The sequence below is a fragment of the Rosenbergiella collisarenosi genome (genome assembly GCF_018494085.1).
Taxonomy (GTDB): Bacteria; Pseudomonadota; Gammaproteobacteria; order Enterobacterales; family Enterobacteriaceae; genus Rosenbergiella; species Rosenbergiella collisarenosi.
On sequence record NZ_JABBFP010000004.1, the window covers coordinates 217,253 to 234,132 of the forward strand.

Sequence of the window (16,880 nt, forward strand, 5' to 3'; positions counted from 1 at the left end):
CAGGGTTCGGTTTGCGCGATGCGGTTAGATTTTTTTGGCGACAACCATAACAAAACGTTATCAATGCCTCGGGGTTAGTGGTTTACAACCCTGCGTAGAATTTTTATAGTCAAAATGGCATAAAACCAGAAACATCATATACTTTTTTGATCGGTAATCGGCATTAAGACGCGGATTCATCGTCACGCTATTTACATCATTAATCGTGTCATTCAAGGGAGAGTCGACGGTGACGGATAGGGATCAACATGCGCATCAGCCCCAACCGGTTCTCCAGGTTGAAAACTTACAGATTAGTTTCCCCGGTGAGCAGGGTTCGTCGACGGTCGTTAATAACCTGAATATCACGGTAAACCGTGGCGAAACGTTGGCGTTGGTCGGAGAGTCGGGATCCGGTAAATCGGTCAGCTCCCTCGCCTTGATGGGCTTGCTACCCAAAGAAGCGGTGGTCAGTGGCACGCGCTGGCTGCACAGTCGTAATGGACAACGTCTCGACCTCAGCGCACTCAGCGAGACTCAGTGGCAGAAAGTGCGTGGTGCGGATATTGCGATGATCTTCCAAGAACCGATGACCTCGTTAAATCCGGTCTTCACCGTTGGGGATCAGCTCGCCGAATCTCTGCGTCTACATCAGCATCTCTCCGTGGCGGTTGCGCGCCAGCAAAGCTTACAACTATTAGAACGCGTCCGTATTCCTGCAGCGAAACAGATTATGCAGCGCTATCCGCATCAACTGTCTGGAGGAATGCGTCAGCGGGTCATGATTGCCATGGCTCTTAGCTGTAAGCCGGCTTTATTGATTGCCGACGAACCAACTACCGCGCTGGATGTAACGCTACAAGCCCAGATCTTGACGCTAATACGCGAGCTCCAGCAGGAGCTTGATACCGGGGTACTTTTTATTACGCACGACATGGGCGTGGTGGCCGAGATGGCCGACCGTGTCACCGTATTGCGTCGCGGCGAGCCACTTGAAACCGCGCCGGTTAAAACGCTTTTTCGATCGCCACACCATGCCTATACCCGGCAATTACTCGCGGCGGTGCCGCGTCTCGGTGATATGCAAGGCCATCATTTCCCGCAGAAATTTACGTTACCTGACGACACTACAACGCCACTACCGCAGATCGATACGGTCGATCGTCAGTCGCCACCTCTGCTCCAGGTTAACGACCTCGTTACGCGTTTTCCAATCCGTGCCGGAGTATTAAATCGCCTCGTTAGCCAGGTTCATGCGGTCGAGCATCTTAGCTTCGATCTGCGCGCCGGTGAGACCCTAGCGTTGGTGGGCGAATCGGGCTGTGGTAAATCGACAACCGGCCGCGCGCTACTTCAGCTCGTCGCGAGTCAGCAGGGATCGATCACCTTCGACGGTCAGCGCGTCGATCAGCTAAGCGGGACAGCGTTAAATCGCCTACGCCAAGATATACAATTTATCTTTCAAGACCCTTACGCCTCGCTGGATCCGCGTAAGACCGTTGGCTACTCGATCATGGAACCGCTGCTGATCCACAAACTGGCTTCTCGTCAGCAGGCACAACAGCGCGTCGGCGAGCTCCTCCAGAAAGTCGGGCTTTCACCCGAGCATGCTCAGCGCTACCCGCACCAATTCTCTGGCGGGCAGCGGCAACGGATCTGTATTGCACGGGCCTTAGCGATGGATCCCAAGCTGATTATTGCCGATGAGGCGGTCTCCGCCCTCGATGTCTCGGTTCAGGCGCAGATCATTAATCTACTACTCGATTTACAGCGCGAGAGCGGTCTAGCCTTTCTTTTTATCTCTCACGATATGGCTGTCGTAGAGCGTATTAGCCATCGCGTTGCGGTCATGTATCAAGGGCAAATTGTTGAGATCGGCCCGCGTGCCGAAGTGTTTACACATCCGCAGCATCCTTATACCCAAAAGCTGCTACAAGCCGTGCCGGTAGCCGATCCTACTGTACAACGACCGGCACTCTCCTCTGCGGTCGAGGAGATCCCTAGCGCCATTTACCCGCTCGGCGAAGGGCCGTCACGGTTAATCCTTAATGAAGTGTCGCCGGGTCACTTTGTCGCGAAGTCCGTATCGCGTTCTCATTCGGCACCTCTTTCAATGAAGACAGGAGACACACATTTATGATGACACGCCAACTTCCTTGGCTTCTCGCCGCTGGGGTCACCGCGAGCTTGCTCAGCGTGCCCAGTTTTGCCGCCAAAAATATCGTCGTCGCGGTCGGATCTAACTTTACGACGCTTGACCCGTATGACGCTAACGATACGCTTTCGCAGAGCGTCGCTAAGTCGTTCTATCAAGGACTGTATGGCTTTGACGAGAGCATGAAAATCAAGCCGGTACTCGCCGAAAGTTATCAGGTCAGTCAGGATGGGTTAACCTATACCCTTAAGCTACGCGCTAACGTGACCTTTCAAGATGGTACACCGTTTAATGCAGAAGCCGTCAAGGTTAACCTAGATCGGGCGAGTAACCCCGATAGCCACCTAAAACGCTATAACCTGTTTAACGATATCGCGAAAACCGAGGCTGTCGACCCTCTTACGGTAAAAATCACCCTTAAGAAACCGTTCTCAGCCTTTATCAACACCTTGGCTCACCCGTCGGCGGTCATGATTTCCCCTGCGGCATTGAAAAAGTATGGCAACCAAATCGGCTTCCATCCGGTGGGAACCGGCCCTTACCAATTCGTCAGCTGGAACCAGACCGACGCGATGACGGTGAAGAAGTGGCCTAATTATTGGCAAAAAGGCTTACCTAAGTTGGACGGCATCGTCTGGCGCCCCATCGCCGACAACAATACGCGCGCGGCCATGTTACAAACTGGCGAGGCAGACTTTGCCTACCCGATTCCTTACGAACAGGCTCCGCGTCTAAAGGCCGATACTAAGTTACAGGTCGTTAGCTGGCCGTCGATCATGCAACGCTATATCAGCCTGAATGTGACGCAGAAACCGTTCGATAACCCGAAAGTGCGCGAAGCGCTGAACTATGCGATTAACCGTCAAGCGCTAGCAAAAGTGGCCTTCGCCGGTTATGCCACCCCGGCAACCGGTATCGTGCCGCCGGCCATCGCCGATGCACAAAGCTACCCGGCGATCCCTTACGATCCAGCCAAAGCGCGCGAGTTATTGAAAGAGGCCGGTTACCCGCAAGGCTTCCAGACGACGCTATGGTCATCCCATAACCACTCTACGGCGCAAAAAGTCCTACAGTTCACCCAGCAACAGTTAGCGCTGGTCGGCATTAAGGCGCAAGTCACCGCGATGGATGCCGGGCAGCGCGCTGCGCAGGTCGAAGATAAGGGGCAGAAAGAGAGCGGTGTGCGGATGTTCTATACTGGCTGGACCGCCTCCACCGGCGAGGCTAACTGGGCGCTCACTCCACTGTTTGCCACCAGCTCTTGGCCACCCGCCATCTTCAACACCGCGTTCTACAGCAACCCACAGGTCGACAAGGATCTGAGCGACGCGTTAAACGCCACGGATAAAGCGAAGAAGAATGCGTTTTATAAGGATGCACAAGACAAGATCTGGCACGACCAGCCTTGGATCCCATTGGTGGTCGAGAAGCTCGTCTCTGCCAATAATAAGGCTCTGACTCACTTCAATGTAATGCCAGATACCGGTTTTGATTTCGATAATGCCGATCTGAAGTAATGGCATCGGGCGGGTTTTCCCGCCCACAACCCGAGAATTCGCATGCTCAACTATTTTATCAAACGCTTGCTAGGGATGCTGCCGACGTTGTTGATTGTCGCCATTCTCGTCTTCCTGTTTGTACATCTTTTACCCGGCGATCCTGCTCGGCTGCTTGCTGGCCCCAATGCCGATGCCTCAGTAGTGGCCATGGTTCGCCATCAACTGGGACTCGATTTACCGCTACCGCAGCAGTTTTGGCACTATTTGGTGCGCCTAGTCCATGGCGACTTCGGTCAGTCGATGGCTTCGCAGCGTCCGGTTAGCCAAGAGATTGCCAGCCGCTTTATGCCCACCCTGCTTCTAACCTTAACGAGTATGATCTGGTCGTCGCTATTCGGGCTATTCATTGGCGTGGCCTCGGCAGTGTGGCGTAATCGCTGGCCCGATAAGCTAGGGATGATTATCGCCGTCTCGGGTATCTCGTTTCCAGCCTTCGCGCTTGGTATTTTATTGATGCAGATTTTCTCCGTACAGCTTGGATGGTTACCCACGGTCGGTGCCGATGGCTGGCGTAACTATATTCTACCTTCCCTGACCTTAGGTGCCGCGGTCGCATCGGTGATGGCACGCTTTACCCGCGCCTCATTTATTGAAGTCCTCGGCGAGGATTATATGCGCACCGCCCGCGCTAAGGGCCTCAGCCCACGTAAAGTCATTTTTAAACATGGCTTACGCAACGCGTTAATTCCGGTACTCACCATGATGGGCCTACAGTTCGGCTTATTGTTAGGGGGAGCAATCGTCGTTGAGGTGGTCTTTAACTGGCCTGGGCTGGGACGATTACTGATCGACTCAGTGGAAAACCGCGATTATCCGGTTATCCAAGCGCTAGTTCTGCTATTTTCCTGTGAATTTATCGTAATCAATTTAATCGTTGATGTCCTTTACGCTTGGGTGAATCCCACAATCCGTTACCGCTGAGGTGTTGTCATGAAAAATTGGCGCCGCGCAGCGGCATTAAAGGCTTTACCGACTCTCGATCCGCATACGCCGCAACCGCCGCTACGCGAGTTTTGGCGGCGTTTTTGTCAGCAGCCGGTCTCGGTGATCGCCGCAGTCTTTGTCATCGCGCTGTTCCTTGTGGCTATTTTTGCACCCTGGCTTACGCCGTTCGATGCGGAAAACTATTTCGATTACGACCGTATCGATCAGGGACCGAGCCTGTTGCATTGGTTTGGCGTGGATGCGCTAGGCCGAGATATCTTCAGCCGCGTGATTTTAGGAACGCGTATTTCCCTGTTAGCCGGGGTTTTCTCCGTCGCCTTGGGCTCGATAATCGGTACGGTACTTGGGTTAATCGCGGGCTATTATGAGGGGTGGGCGGATAGGATTATTATGCGTATTTGCGATGTACTGTTCGCCTTCCCTGGTATTCTATTGGCGATTGCGGTCGTCGCGCTAATGGGTCCTGGAATGTCGAACGTGGTGATAGCCGTCGCAATTTTTAGTATCCCCGCCTTTGCCCGGCTAGTCCGAGGCAATACGCTGGTATTAAAACAGCTAACGTGGGTCGAGTCGGCACGCAGTATCGGTGCCTCGAATACGCATATTTTACTGAAGCATATCCTGCCGGGCACTTTCTCTTCGATCGTCGTCTTTTTTACCTTACGTATTGGAGTATCGATTATCTCGGCCGCCAGCCTCTCGTTTATCGGTTTAGGCGCGCAACCGCCGACCCCAGAGTGGGGAGCTATGCTCAACGAAGCGCGCTCTGACATGGTTATGGCGCCTCATGTCGCACTCTTCCCAATTTTGGCGATTTTTCTGACCGTTCTCGCCTTTAATCTATTGGGTGATGGCCTGCGCGATGCGCTCGACCCTAAGTTACGTAAGCAATAGATAATCAGAGGAATACTGGCTTTGAAACGGCGCTCATTAAAGACAGCTGCGCCGACCGATTAATACCTATCAGCAACGCGCACGATATTATTGCCAGTGCGCTTCGCCTAGTTCGCCTTTACAACGGGCAAGCGCCGTTTCTGAGAATCCGTGAGAAGTTTAACGTAGGCTTACGCAAGTATGACAGGATGAGTGGGTGCAGTGCGATCGGATGGTTTTTTATCATTACGTTAATGGTGAAAAAATATACTCGCAAATCGACAATTGGATATTGTTTATAATGAATGCGACTAAATGATCTTTTTCTGATTAAGCCCTGACTACCAGGGCTTTTTTGTGTGGACTATCGGGAGATTTCTTTCCTGGCCAACTCTGCTAGAAATGCAGAACGGTTTTTGTACACCCCTGATTTATCAATGTAGCGGTCAATCGCACTAATCAGATTACGAGGCATCGTTAGATTAAACTTCTCTGCTTTTGACTCGTATTTTGTTGGATCGATGTTTACGAACGCCAAAAATCCATCGTCTTCATGTAGCCGATGATCGCCTAGATAAGAAGACGGATCAGCAGCCGCGGGGACAAATTCACCACGTTCAACCAATACACCACAATGTTGAGCAAATGCTGACTCTGAATCTTTCATAGCCGCTTCGAATGTCTCGCCAGAAAAGAAGCACCCCTCCACGTCAGGAAAGTAACCGTCAAACTCGCCGCTTTCGGTTTTAAAGATAAAAATTGGATATATCATGCTAGACCTCTTTTGTATTTGGGCTGATGCAGAGCATTAAAGAGGCGGCTTTCGCCGCGCTCTGCTCAGAGTAATTTCAAACCAGAGTATTTCTGTGCCTGTCTAATTACTCCTTTTGAGGAATCTTTGCGGGGATGCGGAATTGTGATTACTTCCCGAACTCCTTCCTTCGCAAATGTCCGGTGGCTTCCGCTTTGACTCACTTCTACCCAACCATCTTCCTTTAGCCTACGTATTAACTCTCTACTCTGCATCGACACTCCTTGTCGCTTCCATATGGGTATAGTACCCATAACAAAAGGGGGTAATCAAGCTACTTATGAGTATAATACCCACAAATATGTCTAAGGAAGCGTTGACGCACTACTAAAAAGGGTCCGTGTTGAACATGAACCCTTTTACATGAGCCACCAGATCGGTAAGCTACTCCTTAAACGATTAGCATTAGCCCATCCAGGGCCCTCTTTTCCTCTCATCCCCGCAGCTAACTCTTTCCTGACTCGGCTTTTTTCTCAAAACCTATTTACGCCAGAAGGAATCGCCTTCACAAGGGTTACCTCAACTTTCATACTATTACTTCATTTAACGCAAGGAGCGATTATGAATAACTGGACCCCTTATTTCCGTGAAAAATGTAAGCCCTTCTTCTTAACCCTGACCACCCTTTTCTTTCTGAGTTTTTTTTCGCTTACCAGCCATGCAGGGCCCCGCCCCGAGGTCGCTGAGCGGATTATTGCCTACCGTGGCGATCAGGGCATAAAAATATGGACCTTGAGAATTGGTGACCGTAAGGCCCACGAGGCATTAGTACAAATCGAAGATGTCGACCACGACTGGAATCTCCTGATCCAGAAGATGAAAATCACGCGGGTTAACGACGAGCTGCGTTACTCGGTGACTACAGGAGGCAAGCGCCACGTCGTATTGATCTTGAAACAGAATAACGGCGAACTCTATTTACCGAATGAACCTATCGCCATAAATTTAGCATATAGCGATAGTCTGTCTCAGCAAGGGGATGCGCAAAATTTCTTAAACCACTATCTGGCTAACAAGAAATAATCACTATTCAGCTTTAAACGCGTAACCCTGATGGGCTATCCCGCATCTTGGTTACTCGCAAGCTGAGTAAGAAAATGGTGGTCGAGGCGATGATAGTTAACCTCTTCCACCACTTTAGCGCCAAGAGACGCATAGAAGCTCTGTACTGACTTGTCATCGCGTACTGATAACCAATCCAGATGTGTACAGGACTTCTGCTGCGCGCGCTGAGCAATAAATTGCATCATCTGCCGACCAAGCCCTTGTCGACGAGCACTTTGAGAGACAAACAGTTCTTTAATAAACATCTGACCACTATAGCGAGGAACCGGGTACAGAATGGTGACGCACGCGAAGGCGACAATACGTCCATCGCTCATTCCTTTATAGATTTCTGTCCCCGAGTTAGCCGGAAAAACGCGCTCTTTAAGATATTTCGCCATCTGCTCGGCGGCGATAATCGCTTGCGGATGGTGATAACGCTCCATCTCAGAAAATATATCGACAAGATCCGCCCACTCGTCTGGCCCACACTGCGTAATATCCATCATAATGCCCCGTTAATACTGATGGGGTAACTATAGTCGAGCTCATGACGTTGCCGCATAAAAAAAGCGCCTTATCGGCGCTTTTCTCTGCTAGGTATAAAGTGAGACTTCGCCCGGCGGGCGAGTCTTGAAACGGCGGTGCAGCCATAGGTACTGCTCCGGCGCCCGCAATATTTCAGTTTCGATCACTTTATTCATATAACTCGCAGCCGCTTGTTGATCGTCATAAGGGTAATCCTGCAGCGGTGGCTGGATAATTAGTTGATAACCGCTCTTATCGCTATTACGAATCAGCACGATGGTTAACATCGACGGCTTAGCCAAGCGCGATAATACGAAGGTGCCGTTAGTGGTCGCGACCTTATCTACCGCAAAGAGCGGCGCAAACACGCTACCCTTTGGACCGTAGTCTTGATCCGGTGCGAACCACACCGCTTCGCCTTGTTTCAGAGCATGCACCATGCCGCGCAGATCGCGACGATCGATCATCGCCTTATTAGAACGCATACGGCCTTTAGTCTGCGCCCACTCCATCGCTTGATTGTTATGAGGGCGATACATCGCCATCATCGGTTGACAGAGTCCAGTAATGCGACCACCCAGCTCCAAAGACATAAAGTGGACACCGATAACCATTACACCGCGCTGCTCCTGCTGGGCGAGTTGCAGATTGTTAAGGCCAGAGACGGAGTAGAACTTACGTACACGTTTATCGGACCAGAACCATGCGATACCCGTTTCCATCAGCGCCATACCTAACGATTCAAAATTTTTGGAAACTAACACCTCAAGCTCTTGCGCCTGAATATCGGGAAAACAGAGTTGTACGTTGCGGCGGGTGATGACTTCTCGACGTTTTAATACTCGACGAGAGATTTTACCCATTTTTGCCCCAAGCCGAATAAGCACAGGGTAAGGAAGTTGCACTAGGAGCCAGAGCACACCCAGGCCGAACCACGTCAGCCAGTAGCGAGGATGTAAGATTTTGAACTTAAATTGCCCAGTTTTTTTCATAAAGCCTTCAATGAGAGAAGCCTCTACGCCAGAAACTCCACATTTCTTGGCAACGTATGGCCTCAATAGCTAGTTTGACCGCAGAAAGCGGAAAATGTCACCGCAACGTTGCGTGAAATAATGAAAGCAAATGTATCCGGAGGAAATTAGGGCGTTGTGGCGATTAAGACAATCTCAACATTGATAGGATCGGCAACTAACGCAGGATACTGCCCCATACCAAATGCTTGGCGCGATAAGGTTATAGTACCAGAAAGACGTAAATATCCGCCACTGCTAACTAAGCGCGAATCGTCACTGCGTTTACCGTAGAGCATGACGGGTCGAGTAATCTGTTTAATTTTCAAAGACCCAAGAACCCGATAGCGTCCCTCCCCCATATCGATAATTCGGCTACTGGTGAAGGTTACCGCGGGATAGTTCGCTTGGTCGAAAAATTGATGGCTTTTTAATGCCCACGTAAGCACGCGGTGGTGCGCATCGAGTTGTGCTATCGGCATATCGACCCGTAGACGGTCGGCAACATCGTGATCGGGATCGACCACAATATCCCCTTGTAGCCCAGTGATCCGCGCATGGTAGTCGGACTTTCCGATCATTTGCCAGCGTAATAGAACATAGCTACTGTCCGCTAGCTGGAAAGAGAGGGGCGCGGCATTGGCGCAGAACATGCCTCCGAACCCTGCAAGCAGTAAGACTCCAACACGATACATGGTTTCAACCCCGGCCGTTAACCTTAAGCCTATAGCTTAGCGTGGAGTGAAGCGCCGAGCGAAATAATTTTTAAGGATAGGTAATGCCGGGAGGGTTAATCTGCGATTGAATGACGCCTTCTTGCTGTTCTCCCCACCGTGTGAGAATTTTTTGATAATTTCCCTGCGCAATGGCATCGTTAAGCGCCCGATTCAAAGCAATGACTAAACCGCTATCCTTACGCGTCGTCGTTGCGACCCACGCTTTTTTCGGGCTATACCCAACGACCTTAGTTCGCCCGTTCAGCGCAGCTTTCCACGCGGCAGCGGCTTGCGGACCAAAATTAACATCGGCGCGCCCAGACTGTAGAAAGAGTGTGGTGGTTGCGTCATCGGTGAGGTATACCGGTGTTGCGACAGGCAGGTGATGTTGTCGTAGCTGATCATTCCACCCCAATAGGATCCGTTCCTGATTGGTTCCCGAGCCGACGATGACACGTTTCCCGGCGATATCCTGTGAACGAGAAATGTGAGTGATCGGGCTATCGCTTTTCACACTAAACGCTAAGGAGTCGGTACGATAGGTCGCGAAGTCGTAGCGTTGCTTGCGCTGTTCGGTGACCGCGATATTCACCAGCGCGACATCATAACGTCCGCTCGTGATCCCTAAAGGCCACTCTTCCCACGATACCGGCACAATACGGAGGGTTAGGCCTAAACTCTGCGCGAGCAAGCGCGCAATATCGATGTCACTCCCTATACGCGTGCGGTTATCGCTAGCGAGTAAGGACAGCGGCGGCGAGTTTTGCGCCGAGACCGCTACCGTCAATTCACCGGGATGCGCAAACTGATAATGAGGCGGCAGCAGCGCGATGGCCTGTGGATCAGCAGGGATAGTCAACGGTTGTTCGTTCGCACTGAGATTGACCGCGGCGTGGGCATGAAAAGCGGTCGATAGCAGTAGTATTGATAACAGGTTATTGCGCATCGGCACTCCCTATAAGACTTGTGCAAGAAACTGGCGCGTTCGACTGTGTTGTGGGGCATCCAACACCTGCTCTACTGGGCCTTGCTCCACAATTTCACCCTCGACCATAAAGACGACTTGGTCGGCAATCTTGCGCGCAAAGGCAATTTCGTGCGTCACGATAACTAAGGTTTTCCCAGAGCGAGCGAGCTGTTCAATAACGTTGAGCACTTCCCCGACTAACTCTGGATCGAGCGCCGACGTCGGCTCATCGAACAGTAGGACTTTCGGTCGTAACGCCAATGCCCGTGCAATGGCAACGCGCTGCTGCTGCCCTCCCGAGAGATGGCGAGACCAAGCATCGGCCTTATGTTTCAGCCCCACCTGCTCAAGTAACGTCAGCGCTTGAGCATGAGCCGCTTTGCGTGATAGTTGTTTATGCGCGATCGGGGCTTCCGCTACATTCTCTAGGGCGGTGAGATGCGGGAAGAGGTTAAAACTCTGGAAAACGTAACCGACCTGCGTCCGCTGTTTGAGGATCGCCTTCTCCTTAAGCTCATAAAGCTTGTCACCCTTTTGTCGGTAGCCAATGTACTCATCATCGATTTTGATCAATCCTTGGTCAACCCGCTCTAAATGGTTAATGGTCCGCAGTAGCGTCGATTTCCCCGATCCTGACGGGCCAATAATGACCGTCACAGAGCCTGCAGGAATCGCTAGGTTAACGTTGTTTAAGGCTTGAAATGTCCCATAGCGCTTACTGACATTGCTAATAGAAATAGTCCCTAAAGCATTAACGCGTGTGAGCATGAGCGGCCTCCACTTTTTGACGAGTGACAAAACGTAATGGAAGATAGCGGTTAAGTCGCGTTCTAGCAGGATGCTTGACCACAACGCGCCGTTCGCTGCGGGAGATAGCTCGCTCGACGACATATTGCAGCAGCGATAGTCCGCTGGTGATCACCAAGTACCATGCCGCGCCCACCATCAGTAAGGGGATGACCTCTTGGTTACGGTTGTAGATCATCTGCACGGTATAAAATAATTCCGGCATCGCCAATACATACACCACCGACGTTCCTTTCGCGAGGCTGATGATTTCGTTAAATCCAGCGGGCAGGATCGCCCGTAGCGCCTGAGGAAGAATAATCCGCCGTGTACGACGCCAAGACGATAACCCGAGTGCCGCGGCTGCCTGATATTGCCCGGCATCGACACTCATAAAGCCGCCACGGATGATCTCAGCCGTATAGGCGCTCTGTACCAAGGTAAGCCCGATTACCGCTGACGAGAACTGGCCTAATACGTTGATGGTCTGAAAATGCCCGAAGCTCAGCGAGGTAAATGGGATCCCTAAGCTTAGCGTGTCGTAGAGGTAAGAAAAGTTATAGAGAATAATCAAGACGACGATCAGGGGAAGGGAACGAAATAGCCAGATGTAGCCCCAAGCGAGACTGCGCAGTAAGTAGGAATCCGACATTCTCGCCAGTGCCAATAGCCCCCCGACCACGATGCTCAGCAGTGCGCTAGAGACCATTAATAACAGCGTTCGCCCAAGCCCCTCGAGGATTACAGGGTTGAAGAACCACTGCCGGAAGACGCCCCACTCCCAGCGAGGGTTAAAGGCGATAGATTGGACCACGACTGCCGCGATGAATAGAACTGCAATTCCTCCAACAATTCGCCAAGGATGACGGGCCGGAACAATAGTCAGTACGGGTTTGGAAGACATGACGGCTCCTTAAGCGACATCGCGCTCGGCGGTAAAATTAAGTGTTTTGGTAAAGCGTAAGCGGCCATCGTAAGGGGGGTGCCCATACTCCTCGAAGTCACGCGAGACGTCGAACTGCGGTTGATAGCCTAATGAACGGTATAAGGCCACCGCCTCCGGTTGACGAAACCCGGTGGTGAGGTAAATATGCCGATAACCGGCCTGCCAAGCGCTACGCTCGAGCTGGCGCATGACTCTCGCGGCAATTCCTTGCCCGCGTAACTCTCGACGGGTCCAGATCCGCTTCACTTCGGCCGTCGTCGCGTCGTAAGGCTTAAACGCGCCGGTTGCGATAATCTCGCCGTCCTGCTCAAGCTGGAGGAAGAGGCCCTGTGGAGGCAAATACCACTGGGTTAGTTCAACCTCATTGTGCCGGGAGAAATAGTCGCCGTACCGCGCGCTATATTCGGCGAATAGACCGGTGAGGATCGGTTCAAGATGCTTATCTTCGGGTGATACCTGACGAAAACCTTCTGCTAACATAGCTCCCCCTTAATCGCCTAATCCTGCTGGATTGACCTCTGAGGCGGGAATAGCTTCAATCCCCTCACCCCAACGATTTAATACACGCTGGTAGCTACCGTCTTTTATCGCGCCATCGATGGCCGCCGCCACTGCAGGGGCAAGGTCGTTACCCTTCTTCAGGGTGACCGCGATATGGGCCGCCTGCGGCCAGCCACCATCCACGTTACCCACTAAATGTGTGCGCCCAGTTTGTGTCGCTTGCCAAGCGCCGTTGACGTTTGGACCAAACCAGGCATCGGCACGTCCAGATTGCAGGGCTAGCGTCTGAGCGGCGCTACTGGTCATATAGATAGGAGTCAATGCGGGTAATCCTGCTTTGATATTCTCTTGGTTCCAGGCGAGCAGGATCGCCTCTTGGTTGGTTCCTGAGCCAACAATAATCCGTTTGCCGGCAACGTCCGCCGCCCGGCTGATTGTAGTGATGGAGCTGTGCGTCGGGACATAAAAACCAAGCAGGTCTTTGCGATAGGTCGCGAAGTCGAATTTTTCCTTGCGCGCCTTAGTGACGGTCACGTTACTTATCGCCGCATCGTATTTACCACTCGTCACACCGAGCGGCCAGTCCTCCCAAGAAGTCGGTACGATGCGTAATTTTAGCCCTAGCGCCGAGGCGACTAACCGGGCAATGTCCGGCTCACTGCCCACCAGCGTCTTATTATCATCGGCGAAGACCATCAAGGGAGCGGCACCGTCCGCCGCAATACCGACTGTAAATTCGCCGGGATGGGCTAACTTAAGCCCATTAGGTAGCTTGGCGATAGCCGCCGGATTTGCAGCGGTGGTAATCGGGGTCAGATTAGCCTGCAGGTTGATCGTCGTGCCATTAACGGTCGGGGCGGCAGCATGGCTAATAAGCGGCGCGAAGAGTGTTGTCGAGATCAGTAAGGCTAAAGTCCTAATATTGTTCATGCTACATCCTGAGCGTTGGTCGCTGTCGTAAAGGTATTTTCAGGTAACGGTAAATTGAGGGAAGAACGTAAGGTATTCCCTGGGTAGTCGTGGCGATAGAGCCCTCGCTGCTGGAGCAGAGGTACTACATCGTTGACTACCCTTGCTAAGACCTCAGGTGTCGCCCCTTGAATGATAAAGCCGTCGGCTGCCTGTTGTTCAAACCAACGTTGTAAGCCATCCGCGACCTGCGAAGCCGTTCCATGGAACAGAGGCCGCGGGGTGGCCGCCTCCAGCGCGACTTGGCGTAACGTTAAGTGGCGCTGGCGAGCCTCGCGCTTAATTTCATCGGTCGTGCTACGAAAACTGTTAGCCCCTAACGCTCCCAGCTCTGGAAATGGCTCGTCAAGAGGATATTGACTGAAATCGTGATGCTCGAAATAACGCCCCAGATAGTTCAATGCGTCGTCGATCGAGACTAACGCTGCCGTGTCCTGGTATTGCCGCTCGACATCGGCGTCGTCTTCGCCGACTAACACAGAGACCCCTTGGAAGATATGGAGATCGTCAGGGTTACGTTGGTAGCGAGGAAGCTGTTGCTTGACGTCTCGATAGAATTGCTGCGCTTGCTCGAGCGTCTGCTGATGAGTAAAAATCGCATCGGCGTGGCGAGCGGCCAACTGTTTACCGTCACTCGATGCACCTGCTTGAAAAATAATCGGCCGCCCCTGTGGCGTACGCTCGATATTAAGCGGCCCAGCCACCTGAAAGAATTCACCATTGTGGTTAAGAGGATGCAGTTTAGCCGGGTCGAAAAACTGCCCACTTTCTTTATCACGTACAAACGCCCCTTCCTCCCACGAGTCCCATAGCCCTTTTACGACTTGCAGGTATTCGTCGGCAATACGATAGCGCAGCGCGTGCTCTGGATGCTTCGCCCGAGAAAAATTACGGGCAGACCCTTCAAGCGGAGAGGTGACAACGTTCCACCCTGCCCGTCCGCCACTCAGGTGATCGAGGCTGGCAAACTGCCGCGCCACGGTGAAAGGATCGCTGTAGGACGTAGAGACCGTCCCGACCAGACCGATATGCGAGGTTAAGGCCGCCAGCGTCGACAGTACCGTGAGGGGTTCGAAGCGATTAAGGAAATGCGGAATCGATTTTTCGTTGATATAGAGGCCGTCGGCGACAAAGATAAAATCAAACTTCCCGGCCTCGGCGAGCTGCGCCGTCTGCTTTACAAACTCAAGATTAATACTGGCATCGGCGGTGACCGCTGGATGACGCCAAGCCGACATATTGCCAGATGCGCCATGCAAAATAGTACCTAAGCGTAGTTGTCGAGTGCTAGACATAAGGGGTCCTCCGCAACAAGGCGGTTAATCAATGAAACAAATGAAGGCGAAGAGCGTTAGTAGTAGCCGCAGTAACACAGTAGGAGGCAAGAGTTAGAACTTGCCATCAGGGGGAGCTCATCAGCATAGTAATGATCGAAATATGCGGCAAAAGCGTGGAGAATATTGTTCATAAGGTGGCTCCTGTAGGGTGCGCGACACGGGCTAACCGCCGTGAGGCTTGCTGACTTGCGGCTAAGCGAGTCAGGGCTTGCAGCCGATGAATAGGATCACTGATCGGTAGATCGATAATAAATTCGTCGATAGCGTAGCGCTGGTGTAAGGCGTTGAGCGTATCGAAGACTTCTTCCCCGCTACCGACGAGAAGCGTCGGGTATTTTCTTTCCAGGCTAACGATTTCACTGCCCGCCTGCTGCGCAAAGGTGGCGGCCTGTTGCTGCGTGGCAAGGTTGACACGCTGTCCGTTCGCCAGTATTAGCTGCCAGGTCTCGAGCGTATCGGCTAGGATCTGCGCCTGTTGTCTATCGCTGGCAATCACCACCTGTACCGCGACGATCGTCGGCTGCTGAGTATGTTGCTGCCAGAATTGGGTAATGGTCGCGAGCTGTTGGTCATCTCCATTGAGATGGGCGGCAAAAACGAAATTCCAACCAAGAGATTTAGCAAGCTCCGCGCTATCGTAGCTAGCGCCGAGTAGGAAGCGTGGCGGCGTACTCGGCGGTAAGGGCGTGGCCTGTAGCGAGGCCTCGGTGTTGAGGAGAAATTGATCGACCTGCGCCAATTGTTGGGCGAATGTACCGCGCTGTGCGCCGACTTCACCCTGCAGTGCACGGGTAGAGGCCGGTAAGCCCCCTGGCGCTTTGCCTACCCCAAGGTCGATACGCCCCGGTGCCATAGCGGCGAGTAAATGGAAATTCTCTACCACTTTATACGGGCTATAATGTTGGAGCATCACCCCACCCGACCCTAGACGTAGCGTTTTAGTCTGCGCGGCCAGCCAGGCGAGGACAATCTCAGGGGAAGGGCTCGCCAGCGATGGGGCGTTGTGGTGCTCGGCGACCCAGTAACGATAATAACCCGCCTGTTCCGCAAGCCGCGCCAGTGCCAAGCTATTATGTAACGCTTGCTGGCTGGACTCCTCCGCACGACGCGGGCATTTATCTAGAACGCTGAGACGAAAAGACATTGCGACTCTCTTAATTAATCACCATGCCTTAGTTTTAAAAGAAAAGAACCGCGTGAGGAAATATCAAATTAGCGCTTATAAAGCACTTATTTGGCTAACATAAAAAGCGTACTGAGTATTTTTATTAATAAACCCGCGCGTCTTTTATTAACACTCCTGCCGATCTCCCCGTGTCAACGGCTGGGAGATCACGAGAAACTCAACCGCTGCCTGCGATTCGTTGCGTGCTTGATGCACCACCTGCGGGGGGATTTCTATTCCCTTCTGGGCCGTAATTCGTTGCACCTCACCTTGTCGCTCCATCGTCAGCTCGCCAGACAGAACGAAGAAAAACTGCCGTGCATGATGATGAAAGTGTCGCTGTTCCGCAGTGTTAGGTGGCATCTTTTCATGAATAATTAATAGATCTTGCTGTTTAACCAGATACCAACCGTCGCAATTGTCACCCCATTGATAATGTTCTGCCGTCGTTTTGTCGATCATATTCGTCGTCTCTCTACTGGATAGGAAGGGTGATAATACAAAATTCGCTAAATAAATCTAATTATTAACTAACCCTCAGCCTAGCGGCTTAATAGAATTTTATGCTGTTTTTAATCTAAAAAAATGC

Annotated in this window: 17 protein-coding genes and 1 pseudogene; 5 read left to right on the plus strand and 13 right to left on the minus strand. The window is 52.0% G+C overall.

The features are described 5' to 3' along the window. The first annotated feature begins 229 nt into the window (after positions 1-229). The 4 genes from HGT70_RS08920 to gsiD are packed head-to-tail and all read left to right on the plus strand — an operon-like array spanning position 230 to position 5,532. Entirely contained in the window at positions 230-2,119 is a 1,890-nt protein-coding gene (locus HGT70_RS08920; protein WP_214195630.1) for an ABC transporter ATP-binding protein, read from the plus strand. Continuing rightward, positions 2,119-3,651 (plus strand): glutathione ABC transporter substrate-binding protein GsiB, encoded by a 1,533-nt coding sequence (gsiB, locus tag HGT70_RS08925; RefSeq protein WP_214195687.1) that lies wholly within the window; start codon positions 2,119-2,121, stop codon positions 3,649-3,651. Before HGT70_RS08920 ends, gsiB begins: the two co-directional genes overlap by 1 nt. A 42-nt stretch (positions 3,652-3,693) precedes the next feature. Further along, complete coding sequence (gene gsiC, locus HGT70_RS08930; RefSeq protein ID WP_071432283.1) at positions 3,694-4,614, plus strand: glutathione ABC transporter permease GsiC; 921 nt, start codon at positions 3,694-3,696, stop codon at positions 4,612-4,614. A 9-nt stretch (positions 4,615-4,623) separates the two neighbouring features. Next, positions 4,624-5,532, plus strand: a complete 909-nt coding sequence (gsiD, locus tag HGT70_RS08935; protein ID WP_214195631.1) for a glutathione ABC transporter permease GsiD — start codon at positions 4,624-4,626, stop codon at positions 5,530-5,532. Between the two features lie 343 nt (positions 5,533-5,875). Here gsiD and HGT70_RS08940 read toward each other — a convergent pair whose 3' ends face one another. Together HGT70_RS08940 and HGT70_RS08945 are read right to left on the minus strand one after the other, a co-directional pair. Then, positions 5,876-6,283 carry a type II toxin-antitoxin system HicB family antitoxin gene (locus tag HGT70_RS08940; protein WP_071432285.1) on the minus strand — a complete coding sequence of 136 codons (408 nt, stop codon included), beginning with the start codon at positions 6,281-6,283 and terminating at the stop codon, positions 5,876-5,878. Positions 6,284-6,348: 65 nt separating this feature from the next. Then, a complete protein-coding gene (locus HGT70_RS08945) occupies positions 6,349-6,576 on the minus strand; it encodes a type II toxin-antitoxin system HicA family toxin (protein WP_425328683.1) in 228 nt (75 codons plus the stop codon). Between the two features lie 307 nt (positions 6,577-6,883). On the opposite strand from HGT70_RS08945, the gene HGT70_RS08950 reads away from it, so the two are divergent. After that, entirely contained in the window at positions 6,884-7,345 is a 462-nt protein-coding gene (locus HGT70_RS08950) for a hypothetical protein (RefSeq protein ID WP_157725381.1), read from the plus strand. A 35-nt stretch (positions 7,346-7,380) separates the two neighbouring features. Here HGT70_RS08950 and HGT70_RS08955 read toward each other — a convergent pair whose 3' ends face one another. The 11 genes and pseudogenes from HGT70_RS08955 to HGT70_RS09005 form a co-directional block, all read right to left on the minus strand. Then, positions 7,381-7,875 carry a GNAT family N-acetyltransferase gene (locus HGT70_RS08955; RefSeq protein ID WP_214195632.1) on the minus strand — a complete coding sequence of 165 codons (495 nt, stop codon included), beginning with the start codon at positions 7,873-7,875 and terminating at the stop codon, positions 7,381-7,383. A gap of 87 nt (positions 7,876-7,962) precedes the next feature. Continuing rightward, entirely contained in the window at positions 7,963-8,886 is a 924-nt protein-coding gene (gene lpxP, locus HGT70_RS08960) for a kdo(2)-lipid IV(A) palmitoleoyltransferase (RefSeq protein ID WP_071432291.1), read from the minus strand. 146 nt (positions 8,887-9,032) lie between these two features. Continuing rightward, a complete protein-coding gene (locus HGT70_RS08965; protein WP_071432293.1) occupies positions 9,033-9,599 on the minus strand; it encodes a YceI family protein in 567 nt (188 codons plus the stop codon). A gap of 70 nt (positions 9,600-9,669) precedes the next feature. Then, positions 9,670-10,566, minus strand: coding sequence for a transporter substrate-binding domain-containing protein (locus tag HGT70_RS08970; RefSeq protein ID WP_214195633.1), 897 nt, complete (start codon positions 10,564-10,566; stop codon positions 9,670-9,672). 9 nt (positions 10,567-10,575) lie between these two features. After that, on the minus strand, positions 10,576-11,355 hold the full coding sequence (locus HGT70_RS08975; protein WP_214195634.1) for an amino acid ABC transporter ATP-binding protein: 780 nt from the start codon (positions 11,353-11,355) through the stop codon (positions 10,576-10,578). Next, complete coding sequence (locus tag HGT70_RS08980; RefSeq protein ID WP_214195635.1) at positions 11,339-12,277, minus strand: amino acid ABC transporter permease; 939 nt, start codon at positions 12,275-12,277, stop codon at positions 11,339-11,341. Before HGT70_RS08980 ends, HGT70_RS08975 begins: the two co-directional genes overlap by 17 nt. A gap of 9 nt (positions 12,278-12,286) precedes the next feature. After that, positions 12,287-12,799: a GNAT family N-acetyltransferase gene (locus tag HGT70_RS08985; protein WP_214195636.1), complete on the minus strand. Its 513-nt coding sequence runs from the start codon at positions 12,797-12,799 to the stop codon at positions 12,287-12,289. 9 nt (positions 12,800-12,808) lie between these two features. Next, positions 12,809-13,741, minus strand: coding sequence for an ABC transporter substrate-binding protein (locus HGT70_RS08990; RefSeq protein WP_425328685.1), 933 nt, complete (start codon positions 13,739-13,741; stop codon positions 12,809-12,811). A 43-nt stretch (positions 13,742-13,784) separates the two neighbouring features. Next, positions 13,785-15,084 (minus strand): annotated as a pseudogene (locus HGT70_RS08995) (LLM class flavin-dependent oxidoreductase); the annotation flags it as partial. A gap of 169 nt (positions 15,085-15,253) precedes the next feature. After that, the gene (locus tag HGT70_RS09000; protein WP_071432307.1) at positions 15,254-16,270 is read right to left on the minus strand and encodes an MsnO8 family LLM class oxidoreductase; all 1,017 of its coding nucleotides are present in this window, start codon (positions 16,268-16,270) and stop codon (positions 15,254-15,256) included. A gap of 147 nt (positions 16,271-16,417) precedes the next feature. Next, positions 16,418-16,753: a cupin domain-containing protein gene (locus HGT70_RS09005; RefSeq protein ID WP_214195639.1), complete on the minus strand. Its 336-nt coding sequence runs from the start codon at positions 16,751-16,753 to the stop codon at positions 16,418-16,420. Positions 16,754-16,880 lie beyond the last annotated feature (127 nt).

Excerpts from the sequence above, each read along its gene's own strand:
- gsiB (WP_214195687.1), top strand. The coding sequence starts at position 2,119 with ATGACACGCCAACTTCCTTGGCTTCTCGCCGCTGGGGTCACCGCGAGC.
- gsiC (WP_071432283.1), top strand. The coding sequence starts at position 3,694 with ATGCTCAACTATTTTATCAAACGCTTGCTAGGGATGCTGCCGACGTTG.
- gsiD (WP_214195631.1), top strand. The coding sequence starts at position 4,624 with ATGAAAAATTGGCGCCGCGCAGCGGCATTAAAGGCTTTACCGACTCTC.
- HGT70_RS08940 (WP_071432285.1), bottom strand. The coding sequence starts at position 6,283 with ATGATATATCCAATTTTTATCTTTAAAACCGAAAGCGGCGAGTTTGAC.
- HGT70_RS08945 (WP_425328683.1), bottom strand. The coding sequence starts at position 6,576 with ATGGGTACTATACCCATATGGAAGCGACAAGGAGTGTCGATGCAGAGT.
- HGT70_RS08950 (WP_157725381.1), top strand. The coding sequence starts at position 6,884 with ATGAATAACTGGACCCCTTATTTCCGTGAAAAATGTAAGCCCTTCTTC.
- HGT70_RS08955 (WP_214195632.1), bottom strand. The coding sequence starts at position 7,875 with ATGATGGATATTACGCAGTGTGGGCCAGACGAGTGGGCGGATCTTGTC.
- lpxP (WP_071432291.1), bottom strand. The coding sequence starts at position 8,886 with ATGAAAAAAACTGGGCAATTTAAGTTCAAAATCTTACATCCTCGCTAC.
- HGT70_RS08965 (WP_071432293.1), bottom strand. The coding sequence starts at position 9,599 with ATGTATCGTGTTGGAGTCTTACTGCTTGCAGGGTTCGGAGGCATGTTC.
- HGT70_RS08970 (WP_214195633.1), bottom strand. The coding sequence starts at position 10,566 with ATGCGCAATAACCTGTTATCAATACTACTGCTATCGACCGCTTTTCAT.
- HGT70_RS08975 (WP_214195634.1), bottom strand. The coding sequence starts at position 11,355 with ATGCTCACACGCGTTAATGCTTTAGGGACTATTTCTATTAGCAATGTC.
- HGT70_RS08980 (WP_214195635.1), bottom strand. The coding sequence starts at position 12,277 with ATGTCTTCCAAACCCGTACTGACTATTGTTCCGGCCCGTCATCCTTGG.
- HGT70_RS08985 (WP_214195636.1), bottom strand. The coding sequence starts at position 12,799 with ATGTTAGCAGAAGGTTTTCGTCAGGTATCACCCGAAGATAAGCATCTT.
- HGT70_RS09000 (WP_071432307.1), bottom strand. The coding sequence starts at position 16,270 with ATGTCTTTTCGTCTCAGCGTTCTAGATAAATGCCCGCGTCGTGCGGAG.
- HGT70_RS09005 (WP_214195639.1), bottom strand. The coding sequence starts at position 16,753 with ATGATCGACAAAACGACGGCAGAACATTATCAATGGGGTGACAATTGC.